Origin of the sequence: Mycobacterium sp. ELW1, from assembly GCF_008329905.1 — a bacterium.
Lineage (GTDB): Bacteria > Actinomycetota > Actinomycetes > Mycobacteriales > Mycobacteriaceae > Mycobacterium.
Genome location: NZ_CP032155.1, coordinates 2,824,786 through 2,839,887 on the forward strand (window position 1 = coordinate 2,824,786; position 15,102 = coordinate 2,839,887).

The window sequence follows — 15,102 nt, forward strand, 5'->3', positions numbered from 1 at the left end:
TTTGAAGCTAGCCAAAATAACTCTCGCCACCGGTGGGATAGCCGCCACCGTTCGTGGCGATGTGAACGTGAGTGTAGTGGTTGGCGTCGTTCCCGCCGAGATTCGGCATGAGGGACGGTTTGCCGCCATGGTCGTACATGATGCGGCGCCAGATCACGTGATTCAGCGACAGCCGGTCGGCGTTGGCCAGGGCGAACGCCGCGATCCGGTCGCCGAGCTCCTTGCCTTCGGGCGTCTGCCAATTCGGGATCATCACGTCGATGGCCAATCCCATCGGATGCCACTTCAACGAGTCGGCCCGGACGCCGCCGATGTTGTGGATCTCCGGGAAGTAGGCACTGATGAGGCGTTCGGCCAGAACCGTTTTGAGCTGCAGGCCCTGTTCGATGCCGACGCCCGCGGGTAGCGCGTGCAGGGGGGTGCGGTTGACCGCACTTCTGCTGGCCACCAACTCGGCCTGGGTCATGACGACGTAGTGCGCACCGATGGGTGCGGCGGTCAGATCCATCGGGGCCGCGGCGACCAATTCGGCACAGCATTCGACGGTGCCTGAGGTCATCCTGGCGGGGCCGGCACCGGTGCTGCCGGACAGCACGGCGGCCAACGGGAGAGCGGCCAGCGCGACCACGGCGACAGACCATCGGCGCCGGGGCCTGGCTAACCGGTGCTTTCCCACGAACGGCACTCTACCTGGACAGTTCCGGCGCACATACACCGTTCGCTATCTTCTGGACTGGTGTCCAGGTCCGCGGTGAGGCGCCGGAATGTTGCTATCGAGCCGGGGTCGCGATCGGCATGGAACGCGCCGAATCGACGCAAAAATAAGCCTTGACGTGCCTGTTCATCTTCTGTTCACCGAACCGAATCCGGACCGATACTATCGTGATTACAGTTCGCTCAGTGGCCGTCAGATGGCGGCGTTCACTTCTTGAATCGGCCCGCGAATCCGCGCAGCGGCAGGTCCGCGCTCGTGATCAATCCCGGTGCGGCGGCCACCACCGCGGGAATGGCGTTGAGCGCCGGCAACCCCGTGACGGTCATGCCGATGGACGCGAACGACTCCACGTTGGACAGGTCGACGCCGGGCTTCGGGAAGATCATGTGCTTGTTGTAGACGTACGGGTCGCCGGCGATCTGGGTGATGTAGCACCCCTTGATGTCCCAGCTCGGATCGGTGTGCGGCGTCATCTGCCACTCGAGGTGCGTCTCGACCCGCGGTACACCGTCCACCATGCCCTGGTACTTGAGGTAATTGCCGCCGAGTGAGCCCTTGGGCAGCTGGTACCAGCCGAGGTCGACGTCCTTGGTGCAGGCGCCCAGTTCGTAGGTGAACTTCACCTCGTCGAGTTCGAGGTCGAAGCAGTCGGCCATCATCAGCACGCTGTCGGCGAAGACGCGGGTGTACTTCTCGAGCATGCCGGGCAGCGCCGGGTCGTCGACAGGCAGGCCGTAGCCGACCTCTTTCCAGGTGTCGGCCGAGTGGTGGCACGAGACGTCGACGGATTCGATGGTGGTGACGTTCTCGATCTCGGCGACGTCGGATGAACAGACCACACCCAGGATCTGGTTGACGCCGGGATTCATGCCGGTGCCGTAGAAGCTGGAGCCGCCCTTCTCACATGCCTCTTGCAGAAGCTGCGACACCTTCTTGCCGGAGTGGTGCGGATGGTTGGTGTCGCGATGCCAACCGGTGATCCAGTCCGCGGTCGTGACGATGTTGATGCCCGCCTCGAGCACCTTGACGTAGAGGTCCTCATCGGGGAACACCCCGTGGAAGGTCAGCACATCGGGTTTGGCGGCGATGATCTCGTCGACGGATCCTGTTGCGGTGACACCGATCGGCGCGATTCCGGCGATCTCGCCGGCGTCGCGGCCGATCTTCTCCGGGGAGTAGCAGTGCAGGCCGACCAGCTCCAGCCCGCGGTGCGCACCGATGCGCTTGATCATCTCGGTGCCGACGTTTCCGGTCGCCACCTGGAACACCCGGATCGGGTTACTGGCTGACATTCGCGGGATCTCCTTGAGGGTCGGATACATAGAACTGGTTGGCCCACTTGCGAATTGCGGTGAAGCCGTCGAATTCGGTGGTCGCGAGCGCGGGCCGGTGGGTGTAGCGCTGGTGCTGCCAAATCTGGATGTCGGCGGCGAACTGGTCGATCACGTCCTGGGCGAAGGCTTGCGCCTTGGCTTCGGCTCTGGGGCTGTCATCGCCGGGCTTGCGGCCGATGTAGACCATGAACCGGACGTCGGAGGTGAACTCGTCGACCGGGGTGACCGCGGAGATCGTGCGGTTGTCCACCATGCCCCAGCTCTTGGTGACGGCGACGCCGAGTCCGCCGTTGATGGCCTCGACGCCGCTGTTGATGTCGTCGATGATCTGGCCCTCGTCGCCTTCGAAGGTGATGGTGAAATCCACGTAGGACACCGGCTCGTCGAAGTCGTGGCGGGTGAACAGCGGGACGATGGGCGTCTGGTGCACGAACTTGAAATGTGCGAAATCCACGCCGTTTTCGAGCACGTACTGCGGGTGCAGTTCAAGCTGCGGGCGGTACAGCCGGGCCTGCGGGTAATAGTCGGCGGCGGTCCTGTCGTCGCCGAAGTCGGCGAAGATGTCCGGTGCCTCGAAGTACGGTTCCCGACCTTCCACGTCGTGCCAGATGTACACCGACGAATTTCGCTCGACGACCGGATAGGTGGGGATCCGGCGGCCGCGATTTGGCCTGTCCTGGTAGGGAATACAGACGTTGCGCCCCTCGTGGTTCCATTGCCAGCCGTGGAAGGGGCACTGGATCACCTCGCCGACCACCTGGCCGCCGTATCCGAGGTGGGCGCCGAGATGTTCGCAATAGGCATCCATCACGGTCAGTGCACCGGACTGCGCGCGCCAGGCGACCAGGTCGGTGTCGAAGTACTTCATGCGGTGGACGTCGCCGACCGCGATCTCGTCGGACCACGCCACCTGGAACCAGCCGGTGGGCTTCATCGACAGGGACGGTTTCGCCACGCTGGCGAGTCTAGAAAGAGATCATAGAAGTGTCAATGAATCTGGGTTAGGCTCTCGGTGTGGCCGAAGCGGACAGTGCGCGACGTCGGCCGAACCGGCGGGGTTCGGCCACGCGCGAGAGTCTGCTCGAAGCCGCGCTGACCGCGCTGGCGTCCGGTCAGCCCGGCGCGGTGTCGGCCAACCGGATCGCGAAGGACGCCGGCGCCACCTGGGGCACAGTGCAATATCAATTCGGGGATACCGACGGCTTTTGGGCGGCGGTATTGCGCTACACCGCCGAGCGGCGAGCCAACATCTTCACCCCGCCGGACACCTCTGCGAGCCTGCGTGAGCGGGTGGCCGGCATCATCGACACGCTCTATGACGGGTTGACGAACCGCGACTCGCGCGCGATCGAAAACCTGCGGGCCGCGCTGCCGCGGGAGCATGCCGACCTCGAGCAGCAGTATCCGCAGACCGCTGCCGAACTGTTCTCCTGGGGTCAGGGCTGGCAGGAGACCTGCCAGAAGGCATTCGCGGACCTGCACGTCGATCCGCAGCGCATCCGGGAGATGGCCTGGCTGATTCCCGGCGCGATGCGCGGGATCGCCTCCGAGAAGCAACTCGGCAGCTACGGCGATCTCGACGCGGCCCGTCGCGGGCTCACCAACGCGATCGTCGCCTATCTCGGGTCCGCCTAGTTCCGCGCCGAGATCGACGAAATGCAGCGATCTACTCGCACTTCCTCCGCGAAACGTCGGTTTCGCGGAGGAAGAGGCGCGCTCAATCCTCCTTGGCGATAAGCCGTTTCAGTGCCGCACGGTCCGGCTCCAGCAGCTCGGCAATGCGCTCCTGATTGACATCGGCGACGATGATCTCGCCGACGTCCTTGTGGACATCGCTGAAAATGCCGTGCGCCTTCATCTTGTCGGCCTGATAGATGTTGTCCTCGGTCGGCGTCACGTAGTAGACGGCGTCCGCCTTGAACCGGTGCACCATCCACAGGTGGATCAACGTCATCAGGCGCTTCTGGCGCAGCTTCTCGGCGTAGGTGTTCTGATCGCGCACCGTCAGAATGCTCCGGCCGTGCCGGTCCTTGATCGGGTCCACCAGCACATTGGCCAGCAGCTCCTGCTCGCCGCCCTGCTCCCGCTCACCCCAGATGCCGAGCTCCAGGACCTCGCCGCCCGCTCGCCGCGGCCGCAAGCTCACCCGCAGCTTCTCGCCGAGCTCGTAGTGCTCGCTCCACAGTGCCAACCAGTCTTCGAGCAGCTTCTTGGGCACTTCGGTCTGCACCAGATGCTGATGCTGGGTGGAACCCTTACCCATCGACTTGGTGGTAGCGGTGCGGCCCGAGGACGCCGCCAGCGCGGCATCGCTGCGCGGACCGCCGACCAGCGTTTGCGGTGTGCGGTAGGGCGATTCGACCAGTCTCATCTTCCGCTGCAGGCGCGCCAGCGCCAGCATGCCGTCCTGGCGCAGGGCGGTGGCGAACTCCTCGGCAGCGACACCGTCGATCTGGTGGCCGCCGTAGGTCATGAAGTTGAAGACGAAGCCCATCTTCCCGAGTTCCTCGGGGAAGGCCCGCATCTCCTCGTCGGTCATCCCGGTGGTGTCCCAGTTGAACGAGGGGGAGAGGTTGTAGGCCAGCATCTTGTCCGGGTACACCGCATGGATGGCTTCGGCGAACTCGCGGGCGTCGGCCAGATCGGCAGTCTTGGTCTCCATCCACAGCAGGTCGGCAAACGGCGCTGCCGCAAGGGATTTCGCGATCGCATACGGAATGCCACCGCGCACCTGGTAGTAGCCCTCGGGGGTCTTGGCCCGCTCGGGATCCCATGCCGCGTCGACGCCGAGTTCACGCGCCTTCTCCCGGGCCGCGTGCAGCGATGCGGTCTTGGCGAACTCGCGCCAGTCCGCGGCGCTCATCTCGTGCGGCTCGCCTTCGCTCTCCCGGAATGCGAGGAGTTCGGCCACCGCGTCGCCATAGGTGTCCAGCGAGGCGTCGTCCTGCCAGGCGTCGACGAATTTCGACTCGACCTTGTCGAACAATGCGTCCAGCGAATGTTCTTTACCGTCGCGCCATGCGCTGGCTTGTTCGGTGATGAGGTCGGAGATGCCCTGCCGCTGCAGCCAGGCGTCGGCCACCGCATATTCACCTTCGGGTAGCGCATAGAGCAGATGACCGTTGAGCTCGGTGACACCCGACTCGTAGAACCGGCGCACCATGGCCAGGAAGCACGACTTGTACGGCGGCACCTTGAGATTGGTCGCGCCGAGCAGGAACGGCTGGTCTCGCTCATCACCGCGGCTGTCGATGAGGTTGGCCGCCTCGGCATCGGTGCGGGCGACGATGATGCCCGGCACACCCATGATGTCGAGCTGGAAGCGGGCGGTGTTGAGTCGCTTGAGCTGCTCGTCCGACGGCACCAGCACCTTGCCGCCCTGATGGCCGCACTTCTTGGTGCCGGGGCGCTGGTCCTCGATGTGATAGCCCGCGACGCCGGCCTCAACAAATCGACGAATCAGGTTGCGCACGTGCGGGTCTCCACCGTGGCCCGTGTCGGCGTCGGCGATGATGAACGGACGGTAGTCGACGGCCGGCGTGGCCGCGCGCTGCTCGGGAGTCATCTGCAGGCGCAGGTACTGCTGGTTGCGGTCGGCGGTCAGCAGCGCGCGCACCAGGCCTGCCGCCTCCTCGGGCACCTGGCTCAGCGGGTAGCTCGCCAGGTCGGGGCCCGGGTCCTCGGTGGTCGAGCCCTTGGCCGAGGTGGCCCAGCCCCCGAGGTAGATGCCCTCGATGCCCATCCGCTTCATGGTCACCGCCTGGCCCGGCGAGTACGGCCCGAAGGTGGTGATGCTCTTCTTGGCTGCGAAGAGTTCTCGCAGCCTCTTGTAGAAGGCGGCCGACGCCTCGCGGGCGACGGTGTAGTCGACGGGGATCGTGCCGCGCTGCTCGACGACCTGGGCGGCGGTGTAGAGGCGGGTGATCCCCTCGAATCGCGGACTGTCGATGTATTGCTGGGTCTCGCTGACCGCGCGCTGATGGGGCGACTGGGTCGCTGCGTCCGCTTCGACGATGGACATAGGTCTCACGCTCCTCGCTGAGCTGTTCCCGCGCCGGCGACACCCCCGGGCGGCACAGTCGATTATCCCGACTCCACCGCTAACCGGAGCGGCTTTGGGGCCAGTTCTGGATACCGTCAGCATCCGGTCGGCGTCCGTCACCCGCCCATGGTCGGCGCTGCACGTGCAGAGCAAATATTGCAAAGGCAAATTCCCACCCCTATCGGCGGCATTGGTGGCGCACATTACTGGGCACGGAATTGCCTGGGCACCTGCGTATTTCACCGCGTGAATTCGCTCGGCCTATATTGACGACGATGCAACGAGAATTGCTGAATTAACGATATGGCTAATTGCGCGAATGGCGACCACTCGACTCTGAAATCAGGTACATTCCTGTGGTCCACATCACTGGCCACGGCCGGGAGGTGCGCTCGTTCGCTTGGGTCGGGGTTGAGGAGGGGCTGGAAGTGAACTGGCGCGACCGTCCGCCGTTGAAGGCCGCCGGCTTGATATTTCTTGCCGTGATCGTCCTGGTCCTGTCGTTGGTTTACCTGCAGTTTCGCGGCGACCTGTCACCGCGGGCGACGTTGACGATGGTCTCCGATCGCGGCGGCCTGGTGATGGACACGGGTTCGAAGGTCACCTTCAACGGAGTGGTGATCGGCCGGGTCATCAATGTCAGCTCCGGTGAGCGCGATGGAAAGAACATTGCGCGGCTGAGGCTCGACGTCGAGCCTCGCTATTTGGCCTACATCCCCGCCAACGTGCACGCCGACATCAAGGCCACCACGGTCTTCGGCAACAAATACGTCGCGCTGTCGACACCGAAGAACCCGGTGTCGGCCCGTCTGACGACGTCTGACGTCATCAACGCCTCCACCGTCACCACGGAGTTCAACACTCTTTTCGAGACGGTCACGTCGATCTCCGAGAAGGTGGATCCGGTCAAGCTGAATCTGACCCTGTCCGCGGCGGCGGAAGCGCTGAACGGGCTGGGCACCAAGTTCGGCCAGTCGATCGTCAACGGGAACTCGGTGCTCGACGACATCAACCCGCAGATGCCGCAGATCCGCCGCGACATCCAGCGACTGGGCGATCTGGCCGACGTCTACACCAAGGCCAGCCCCGACCTGTGGAATGCGCTCGACCACGCGGTGGTGACCGCGAACTCGCTCAACGGCCAGCAGCACGACATCGATGCGGCGCTGCTCGCCTCCATGGGGTTCGGCAATACCGGCGCCGATGTCTTCGAGCGCAGCAAGCCGTACTTCATTCGCGGGATGGCGGATCTGGTGCCCACCACCCAGCTTCTCGACACCTACAGCCCGGAACTGTTCTGCGGCATTCGCAACATCGCACAAGCGGCGCCCAGTGCACTGGATGCCTTCGGCGGCAACGGATATTCACTCAGCACGATGACCGAGATCCTCGGCGCGCCGAATCCCTACGTGTACCCGGACAACCTGCCCAGGACCAACGGTAGGGGTGGTCCGGGCGGAGCGCCCGGGTGCTGGCAGACGATCGACCGCAATTTCTGGCCGGCTCCCTACCTGGTGATGGATGACGGCGCCTCGATCGCGCCGTACAACCACTTCGAACTCGGCCAGCCTTTGCTCACCGAGTACGTGTGGGGGCGGCAGGTCGGCGAGAACACCATCAATCCCTGAGGCGCTTAGCGGAATCGGCGCGTGCGCTCGGGGCCCGAGGTTAACCTGAGCCGATGCGGGTCCGTCTGGAGAGCTCACGGTGCGTGGGCCATGCCCTGTGCTATTCCGTTGATCCCGAACTGTTCCCGGTCGATGACATGGGCTACTCGACACTCGAGGACCGTGACGTCGCCCCCGGAGACGAACAGCGCACCCGAGATGGGGTCGCGGCCTGTCCGGAGGAGGCGCTGGTCCTCGACGAGGGTGACTGATTGGCCGGGCAGGAGGTGTCCGGCGAACCCACGCTGCGCCGGACCCTCAACGTCTGGTCGGCGGTGGGTGTGTCGGTTGCTCTCATGGCGCCGTCGATGGCCGTCAACATCAATCCGCAGGCAACAGCCACCGCCGTCGGTCGTGCCGTTCCACTGGCATTCCTGTTGGCGACCGTCGGCGTGCTGCTGATCGCCCACACGTTCGTCCGGCTCGCGCAACGGTTCAGCCACGCCGGCAGTGTGTACGCCTTCGTCGGCGTCACGCTCGGACCCCGGGCGGGCAGTGTGGCCGGTTGGCTGAATGCGGGGACCTACGTGTTCTTCGGTGCGGTGACCGCGACCGCGGCGGGCATCTTTCTCACCGATCTGGTTCGAAAAGTGGCCGCTCCCAAAGAGTTACCGGATTGGCTGGCGTTCGTGTTCGCGTGGCTGGTGCTCGCCGCGGTGTGGTGGCTCGCGGCCCGCGAGATCAAAGGCGGAGCCACAGTCCTCCTGGTTACCGAAGGACTGACGGTCATGCTCATCCTGGTGGTGGCCGCGATCACGCTCGGCAAGGTGATCGCCGGACGCACTCCTGGCGGTCAGCACCTGGACCTGTCGGTGTTCACCGTGGCCCCCGGTACCTCGGTGTCGACGGTGTTCCTCGGAATCGTCTTCGGTTTCCTGTCTTTCGCCGGCTTCGAGGCAGCGGCGACGCTCGGTGAGGAGACCGAGGCGCCGCGGCGCAACATTCCCCGGGCCATCCTCGGTACCGCACTGTTCGGCGGGGTGTTCTTCGTGGCCATCACGGCGATCGAGATGATGGCATTCGGCACGGATGCTGCCGGGGTAACGGCATTCGGCAGATCCGACGCTCTGATGGGTGATCTTGCCCAGCAGTACGTCGCCTCGTGGCTGTCCTACGTGATCGTCGTCGGCGCGACGTTCAGCGCGGCGGCCTGCTGCCTGGCCAGCGTGGTGGGTGCGAGTCGGCTGCTGTTCGCGCTGAGCAGAGACGGCATCGGACCGGCCGTGCTGGCGGCGGTGCATCCCCGCCGCAACGTCCCGCAGGTGGCGGCGGCGACGGCGGTGGCAGCGGTGTTCGCGATCCAGGCCATCGGCTGGGTTGTCTTGCGGGCGCGTCCGTTCGACGTGTTCACCATCGCGGCCACAGCGGGCACGCTCATCTTGCTGGTGGCATACGGGCTGGCCACACTGGGAGCCATCCGGCTGTTGTTCCTCGCGCGTGACAATCAGATTCGCAGGTGGGAGGTGATCCTGCCGTTGCTCGGCCTGGCCCTTCTGGGATACACCCTGTACCGCAACGTGATCCCGTGGCCGCACGGCAGCGCGCTGTGGGGGCCGTGCCTTGCTCTTGCGGTCCTGGCGCTGGTCGTGGCGGGCGTACTTGCGCGGCCCGCCGCTGCCCGTGAGGCAGGATCGAAACTCATAGCCCAACAAGGATTTTGATGAAATACGCCGCACTGTCAGCGTGGACAGTGCGGCGTATTCGTCGACGTTCTATGCGGGTTGCGGAACGGAATCCCCTGGAGGAGGGGCGATATCGGCGCTGACCGGCACGATCTCGGGGGCCGGCGGAGGAACCTCGGCCGGCGGTGGCGGTGCGTTGATCGCATCGACGAACACCGGTGCGTCCGGAGCCGGCGGGGGAGCATCCGGCGCCGGTGGCGCGAGCGGATCCTGCATGTCCTCGGCGGGCATCGGCAGGTACATGTGGTGGGTGAACTGCGGCTGGTAGGCGCCGCCGCCGCCGACGCGCACGCCGCCGCCCTCACCACTGGAAACGGGGGTGCCGTCGGGCAGCGTGACTGCGGTGTGGCTGCCGTTCCAGCCGATCACCAGGGAATTGGGGGCCGTTCCGTAGTGGAATCCGCGGGCGAGGAGGGCGGATTCCTCGTTGCCGGTGTGGAACCGGCTGCCGAAAGCAGGCCGTCCAGTGGCCACATTGGACACCCAGGAGGCCAGTCCCGAGCAGTCGGTGCCAGCCGGTGTGTCCCCGCCGGGGACGTACGGCGTGCCTGACACCTGACTGATCAGAGTCATCAACGTCGCGATTGCAAACATGCGGCCGAAACTAACAACAATTTGCGCATATACCAAAGTCTGTGCTTTTCACCACGTTTCGCGAAATGGTGTGGCCTGCACAACAATAATTCTAAGAATTATAAGGATAATCCGATTGTGCAGCTTTGCGCACTCCGCGAATTAAACGCTATTACAAGGGATTTCGGCAAGGCCGCGTTGACAGCATTTCGGCAGTGGTTGTCCAACCGAGTGGCCCATCGATCACCGCTCGTGACGGCGCCGAGACTACTTGAACGATTCAGGTGAGCCGGAATCGGGACTTTGCCGTGATCGCGGCGGTGCGCCGAAGATCAGCCTTCGGCGCGGACCTGGTCCTTGACCGCGGGCACGGTCGGCGGGGCGGTCTTCCAGTTCGGCAGACCATCGGACTCCAGACCCACCGGCCAGCCCTCCTCGTGGACCTGTGCCCAATGCGAGTGATTGAGCTGGTGCAGCGTGAAGCAGGCGTTCAGCGCGTTGTAGAAGCCCATGTTGTCTTGCGTCTGATTGACCGCTTCTTTGGCCAGCAGCGCCGCCATCGTGGGCACCTCGGCGATCCGGCGCGCGAATTCCAGCGTCTTGTCCGCGAGCTCGTCTTGGGGGAAGACCTTCGAGATCATGCCCAGCTGATAGGCCTCGTCGACCTCCATGGCGTCACCGGTGAGCATCAGCTCCTTGGTCTTGCGCGGCCCGAACTCCCACGGATGGGCGAAGTATTCGACCCCGCACATGCCCAGCCGGGTGCCCACCACATCCGCGAACCGGGTGCCTTCGGCCGCCACGATCAAATCGCAGGCCCACATCAGCATCAGCGCCGCCGCGTAGACGTCACCGTGCACCTGGGCGACGGTGATCTTGCGCAGATCGCGCCAGCGGCGGGTATTGGCGAAGAAGTGGTGCCACTCCTGCAGCATCAGCTTCTCCGCGCCCTCCCGATTGGCGCCCAGGCCCTGGAAACTCGGGTGCTGGTCCGGCCCGGGGGTGTATTCGGCCCGCGACACCGCCGACCCGAGGTCGTGACCGGAGGAGAACATCGGGCCATGACCGCCCAGGATGACCACCCGAACCGTGTCGTCGGCCTCAGCGCGCAGGAACGCCTGGTTGAGCTCGACCAGCAGGCCGCGGTTCTGCGCGTTGCGCGCCTCAGGCCGGTTGAGCATGATGCGGACGATGCGGCCGTCATCGAGCTCTTCGTAGGTCAGGAAGCGGTAATCGGTGGACATAGCGGCATTCTATGCAGACGAGAACGCCGTTACCCGAGCCGGGCGCGCAATTCGCGCTTGAGCACCTTGCCGTAGCTGTTCTTCGGCAGTTCGTCGACGAAGACGTAGCGCTTGGGCCGCTTGAACCGGGCGATCCGGTCCAGCAGGTGGGCGTCGAGCGTCGGGCCGGCAGCGGAGCCCACGACGAACGCCACGACGACCTCCCCCCATTCCGGATCCGGCGCACCGACCACGCAGGCCTCGGCGACGTCCGGATGCTCCAGCAGCGCCTCCTCCACCTCCCGCGGATAGATGTTGCTACCACCGCTGATCACCACGTCCTTGGAGCGGTCGTGCAAGGTCAGGTAGCCACGGTCGTCGAACGAGCCCATGTCCCCGGTGTACAGCCAGCCCTGCCTGACGGTGTCGCGGGTGGCCTCCGGGTTATTCCAATACCCGGACATCACCACGTCGCCCCGGCACACGATCTCACCGATCTGGCCCGGCTCGGCGCGACCGCCGTCCGCGCGCAGCACTGCCACCTCGACCCCGGCCCGGGGGTATCCCACCGACCCGAGGATCGCGTCGTCGGCGAGTTCGTGGTCGTCGCGCCGCAATCCGGTGATCGTCATCGGAGATTCACCCTGGCCGTAGATCTGCGCGAAGACCGGCCCGAACGCGGCCATCGCTTTCTTGAGGCCGTCGACGTACATCGGGCCGCCGCCGTACACGATCATCCGCAGGGTGGCGGGTGCCTCGCGCCCGGTGTCGACCAGGCGCTGAATCATCGTGGGAGCCAGGAACGCCGACGATCCCGGATATGCCGCGCAGAGATCGAGAAACTCGTCCGGGTCGAACGCGCCGGATGCCGAAACCACCTGCCGCACGCCGCGCAGCACGTAGGGCGCGATGTAGAGACCGGAGCCGTGCGACATCGGGGCGGCGTGCAGCAGGCTGCAATTCTCATCCGGGGAATCGATGTCGGCCAGGTGCGCCACCGTCATCGCGGTGAGGCTGCGATGGGACAGCATCGCTCCTTTGGAGCGACCGGTGGTGCCGCTGGTGTAGAAGAGCCACGCCAGCGTCGACGGGTCGGTCACCGGGACTTCGGCGGGCGGGGCGGTGAACAGCCGGTCGTAGTCCGGGCCACCGATCCGCTCGACGTCGACCGGGCTGTACGGCGTCAGATCGGCCGCGATCTTCGGGGATGCGAATACCTTTGCCGCACCGCAGTCTTCGAGAATCTGTGCCATCTCGCGGGGATGGAGCTTGAAGTTGACCGGGACGACGACACATTCGGCCGCCCACACCCCGTAGAACAGTTCGATGATTTCCGCGCGGTTCTCGCTGGCGATAGCGATCCGCTGGCCTGGTGCGTGGACGCGCCGAAGCGATGCGGCCAATCGCAGCGCCCGCTGCCTGAGCTCGCTCCAGGTGTGCAGCTGCTGCTCGCCGCGGTAGACCGCGCCGCGGTCGGCGAACCGGGCCGCGGCCTGATCGAGGGTGGCGAACAGGTTCACCGAGCGACCCACTCCGAGGTCAGGGCGAAGTCCGACAGATACTTGGTCGAGCTCCAACCGCCGTCGACCACGATGGTCTGGCCGTTGATGAAACTTCCTGCGGGGGAGCACAGGAACGCCACCGTGCCGGCGATGTCCTCGACCCGTCCGAGTCGGGTGTGCGGTGTCATCTCCGTCTGCATCTTCCGGAAGCCGGGATCGTCCAGACGGTGCTCCACCATCGGGGTGACCGTGACGCCCGGCGCCACGGCATTGCTGCGAATTCCTTGTGCGCCATACTGGCACGCGATGTGCAGAGTCAGTGCGGTCAGGCCGCCCTTGGCTGCGGAGTAGGCACCGCCGCGCAGACCGCCGACCACCGCGAAGGTCGAGGTGACGTTGATGATCGCCGAGCCCGGGCGCATGTGCGGGATCGCCTCACGGGCGAGCCGGAACGGAGAGCGCAGCATGACGCCGAGGAAGTAATCCAGTGTCTCGTCGTCGGTTTCGTGCAGTGGTTTGGGGCTGCCGACGCCCGCGTTGTTGACCAGGAAGTCGATGTGTCCCCACCGGGAGACCGCTTCCTCGACGATCCGCTGCGGTGCGTCGTCGTCGGTGAGGTCGACGGCCAGGGTGGCGACCCGGTCGGGGGCACCGACGGCGTCCTCCAACGCAGTCAGCCGTCCCGCGTCGCGGCCGGTACCGAGGACGGCCATCCCCGCCGCGGCGAGTGTTGTGGCGCAGGCGAATCCGATGCCGCTGCTGGCGCCGGTCACTACCGCTACCTGGAAGTCACTCATTCGCTTTCGACCAATCTCGCTCGGATCCGGTGTTTGAGTACTTTTCCGGCGTCGTTCTTGGGCAGCGCGTCCCAGATCACGACCTGCTCGGGCCATTTGAACTTCGCGACACCGGCGGCCTGCAGGTAGTCGCGCAGATCGCCGACGTCTGGTCCCGGTGCCCGGTCGGTGACGATCACCGCGCAGGCGCGCTCCCCGGTGCGCGGATCGGGCACCCCGACGATCGCGATCTCGCTGATGCCGGGGTGGCCGAGCAGCAGATCCTCGACCTCCTTGGGCGCGATGTTCTCGCCGTTGCGGATCACGATGTCCTTGGCCCGGCCCGTGACGACGAGATAGCGGCCGTCCACCCAGTGACCGAGGTCGCCGGTGCGGAAGTAGCCGTCGGCATCGAAGGCGTCGGTGTCGTCGTCCGGGTGCAGGTAACCCAGCAGCATCTGCGGGCCGCGTGCCCGGATTTCACCGTCCACGATCGTGACGTCGGCGATGCCGGGTCGGCCGTCGGTGTCGGCGGCGTGGTCGCGATCGTCGGGAGCGCCGATCGTCGTGACCGGCACCTCGGTGGAGCCGTACACCCGGGTGACCATCGCCTGCTCGAAATAGTCGGCCGCAGTGCGGATCAGCTGCGGCGGGACCGAGGCACCGCCGCAGATGAACACCCGCAGGTCCGGCAACCGGGTGTTCGCGCGTTGGGCGGCGCCGAGAATCGCCTGCAGGAACGGCGTCGCGCCGGCGATGTGCGTGCAGTGTTCGGCGCTCAGCAGTGCGACCGCGTCGTCGGAGTTCCACCGATCCATCAGCACCGCGGTGGTTCCCAGCAGGACTGGGCATTCGAACGCATAAATCGACCCACCGATGTGGGCGATGGGGGAGGGAACCAGGAATGCCGACCCAGGGTCGATCAGCCAGTGCCCGCCGATCTGGCGAATCAAGGCGTGAATCGAATTATGGCTGTGAAGAACACCTTTGGGGTGTCCGGTGGTGCCGGAGGTGTAGAGGATCATCCGGACGGCGTCGGGGTCCAGAGTCGGAGCCGCGGCCGAAGCCGGCCGGCTCGGCAGCGAGTCGAATGCGAGCTGTCCGGACAGCGGGTCGCCGCGGACCACGATGACAACCGGTGGATCGGGCAGCGTCGCGGTGACCCGCTGGAGCATCGCCGCGTAGTCGTGACCGCCGATGTCGCCGGGGACGAAGATCATTCGCACATCGGCGTCAGCCAGGATGAACGCCAGCTCGTGGTCACGCAGCGACGGCAGAATCGGATTGACCACCATGCCGGCCGCCGTCGCTGCGTGGTAGACGATCGCCGCTTCATGCCAGTTGGGCAACATGAACGACACCACGCTCCCGGCGGGGATCCGGGTCAGCATCACGCCGGCCAGCCGGCTCGCCCGATCGTGAAGCGTTGCGCAGTCGAGGCGCACCGGGCCGTCGACGAGGACCTCCCGCCGTGGGGTGTCGCGGGCGGCGGCGGCCAACGCGTCCGCCAGGGTGTCGTGCACCCACGATCCGGAAGCGTAGGCCCGGGTGGCCAATTCGGCGTCACGCTGCGCGGTGCGCACGGCCC

Annotated in this window: 13 protein-coding genes; 4 read left to right on the top strand and 9 right to left on the bottom strand. The window is 65.7% G+C overall.

Annotated features, from left to right (window positions below; all coding sequences use genetic code 11):
• Window positions 1-7 precede the first annotated feature (7 nt).
• The 3 genes from D3H54_RS13170 to D3H54_RS13180 form a co-directional block, all read right to left on the bottom strand.
• Window positions 8-676, bottom strand: a complete 669-nt coding sequence (locus D3H54_RS13170) for a VldE C-terminal domain-containing protein (protein ID WP_149379413.1) — start codon at window positions 674-676, stop codon at window positions 8-10.
• A 245-nt stretch (window positions 677-921) separates the two neighbouring features.
• Complete coding sequence (locus D3H54_RS13175; protein ID WP_149379414.1) at window positions 922-2,007, bottom strand: NAD(P)H-dependent amine dehydrogenase family protein; 1,086 nt, start codon at window positions 2,005-2,007, stop codon at window positions 922-924.
• Window positions 1,994-3,004, bottom strand: a complete 1,011-nt coding sequence (locus D3H54_RS13180; protein WP_149379415.1) for an aromatic ring-hydroxylating dioxygenase subunit alpha — start codon at window positions 3,002-3,004, stop codon at window positions 1,994-1,996. The genes D3H54_RS13175 and D3H54_RS13180 overlap by 14 nt, the downstream gene beginning before the upstream one ends.
• Window positions 3,005-3,063: 59 nt before the next feature.
• On the opposite strand from D3H54_RS13180, the gene D3H54_RS13185 reads away from it, so the two are divergent.
• Entirely contained in the window at window positions 3,064-3,684 is a 621-nt protein-coding gene (locus D3H54_RS13185) for a TetR/AcrR family transcriptional regulator (RefSeq protein ID WP_149379416.1), read from the top strand.
• An 82-nt stretch (window positions 3,685-3,766) separates the two neighbouring features.
• Here the strand turns inward: D3H54_RS13185 and aceA are convergent, their stop codons facing one another.
• Entirely contained in the window at window positions 3,767-6,070 is a 2,304-nt protein-coding gene (aceA, locus tag D3H54_RS13190) for an isocitrate lyase ICL2 (protein ID WP_149379417.1), read from the bottom strand.
• A 449-nt stretch (window positions 6,071-6,519) separates the two neighbouring features.
• Here aceA and D3H54_RS13195 point away from each other — a divergent pair, with 449 nt between their 5' ends.
• From D3H54_RS13195 to D3H54_RS13205, 3 genes are read left to right on the top strand one after another with little or no spacing between them, the layout of a single operon-like run.
• Window positions 6,520-7,719, top strand: coding sequence for an MCE family protein (locus tag D3H54_RS13195; protein WP_149383512.1), 1,200 nt, complete (start codon window positions 6,520-6,522; stop codon window positions 7,717-7,719).
• A gap of 53 nt (window positions 7,720-7,772) precedes the next feature.
• Window positions 7,773-7,970: a ferredoxin gene (locus D3H54_RS13200; RefSeq protein WP_149379418.1), complete on the top strand. Its 198-nt coding sequence runs from the start codon at window positions 7,773-7,775 to the stop codon at window positions 7,968-7,970.
• Complete coding sequence (locus tag D3H54_RS13205; protein ID WP_210419691.1) at window positions 7,971-9,419, top strand: APC family permease; 1,449 nt, start codon at window positions 7,971-7,973, stop codon at window positions 9,417-9,419.
• Between the two features lie 51 nt (window positions 9,420-9,470).
• Here the strand turns inward: D3H54_RS13205 and D3H54_RS13210 are convergent, their stop codons facing one another.
• From D3H54_RS13210 to D3H54_RS13230, 5 genes are all read right to left on the bottom strand, one after another.
• Window positions 9,471-10,034, bottom strand: a complete 564-nt coding sequence (locus D3H54_RS13210) for an NlpC/P60 family protein (protein WP_149379419.1) — start codon at window positions 10,032-10,034, stop codon at window positions 9,471-9,473.
• Window positions 10,035-10,345: 311 nt separating this feature from the next.
• Window positions 10,346-11,257 (bottom strand): enoyl-CoA hydratase, encoded by a 912-nt coding sequence (locus D3H54_RS13215; RefSeq protein WP_149379420.1) that lies wholly within the window; start codon window positions 11,255-11,257, stop codon window positions 10,346-10,348.
• Between the two features lie 29 nt (window positions 11,258-11,286).
• Window positions 11,287-12,756: an AMP-binding protein gene (locus tag D3H54_RS13220; protein WP_432246302.1), complete on the bottom strand. Its 1,470-nt coding sequence runs from the start codon at window positions 12,754-12,756 to the stop codon at window positions 11,287-11,289.
• Window positions 12,753-13,535 (bottom strand): SDR family NAD(P)-dependent oxidoreductase, encoded by a 783-nt coding sequence (locus D3H54_RS13225; protein ID WP_149379422.1) that lies wholly within the window; start codon window positions 13,533-13,535, stop codon window positions 12,753-12,755. The genes D3H54_RS13220 and D3H54_RS13225 overlap by 4 nt, the downstream gene beginning before the upstream one ends.
• Entirely contained in the window at window positions 13,532-15,097 is a 1,566-nt protein-coding gene (locus tag D3H54_RS13230) for an AMP-binding protein (protein ID WP_149379423.1), read from the bottom strand. Before D3H54_RS13230 ends, D3H54_RS13225 begins: the two co-directional genes overlap by 4 nt.
• Between the last annotated feature and the right edge of the window lie 5 nt (window positions 15,098-15,102).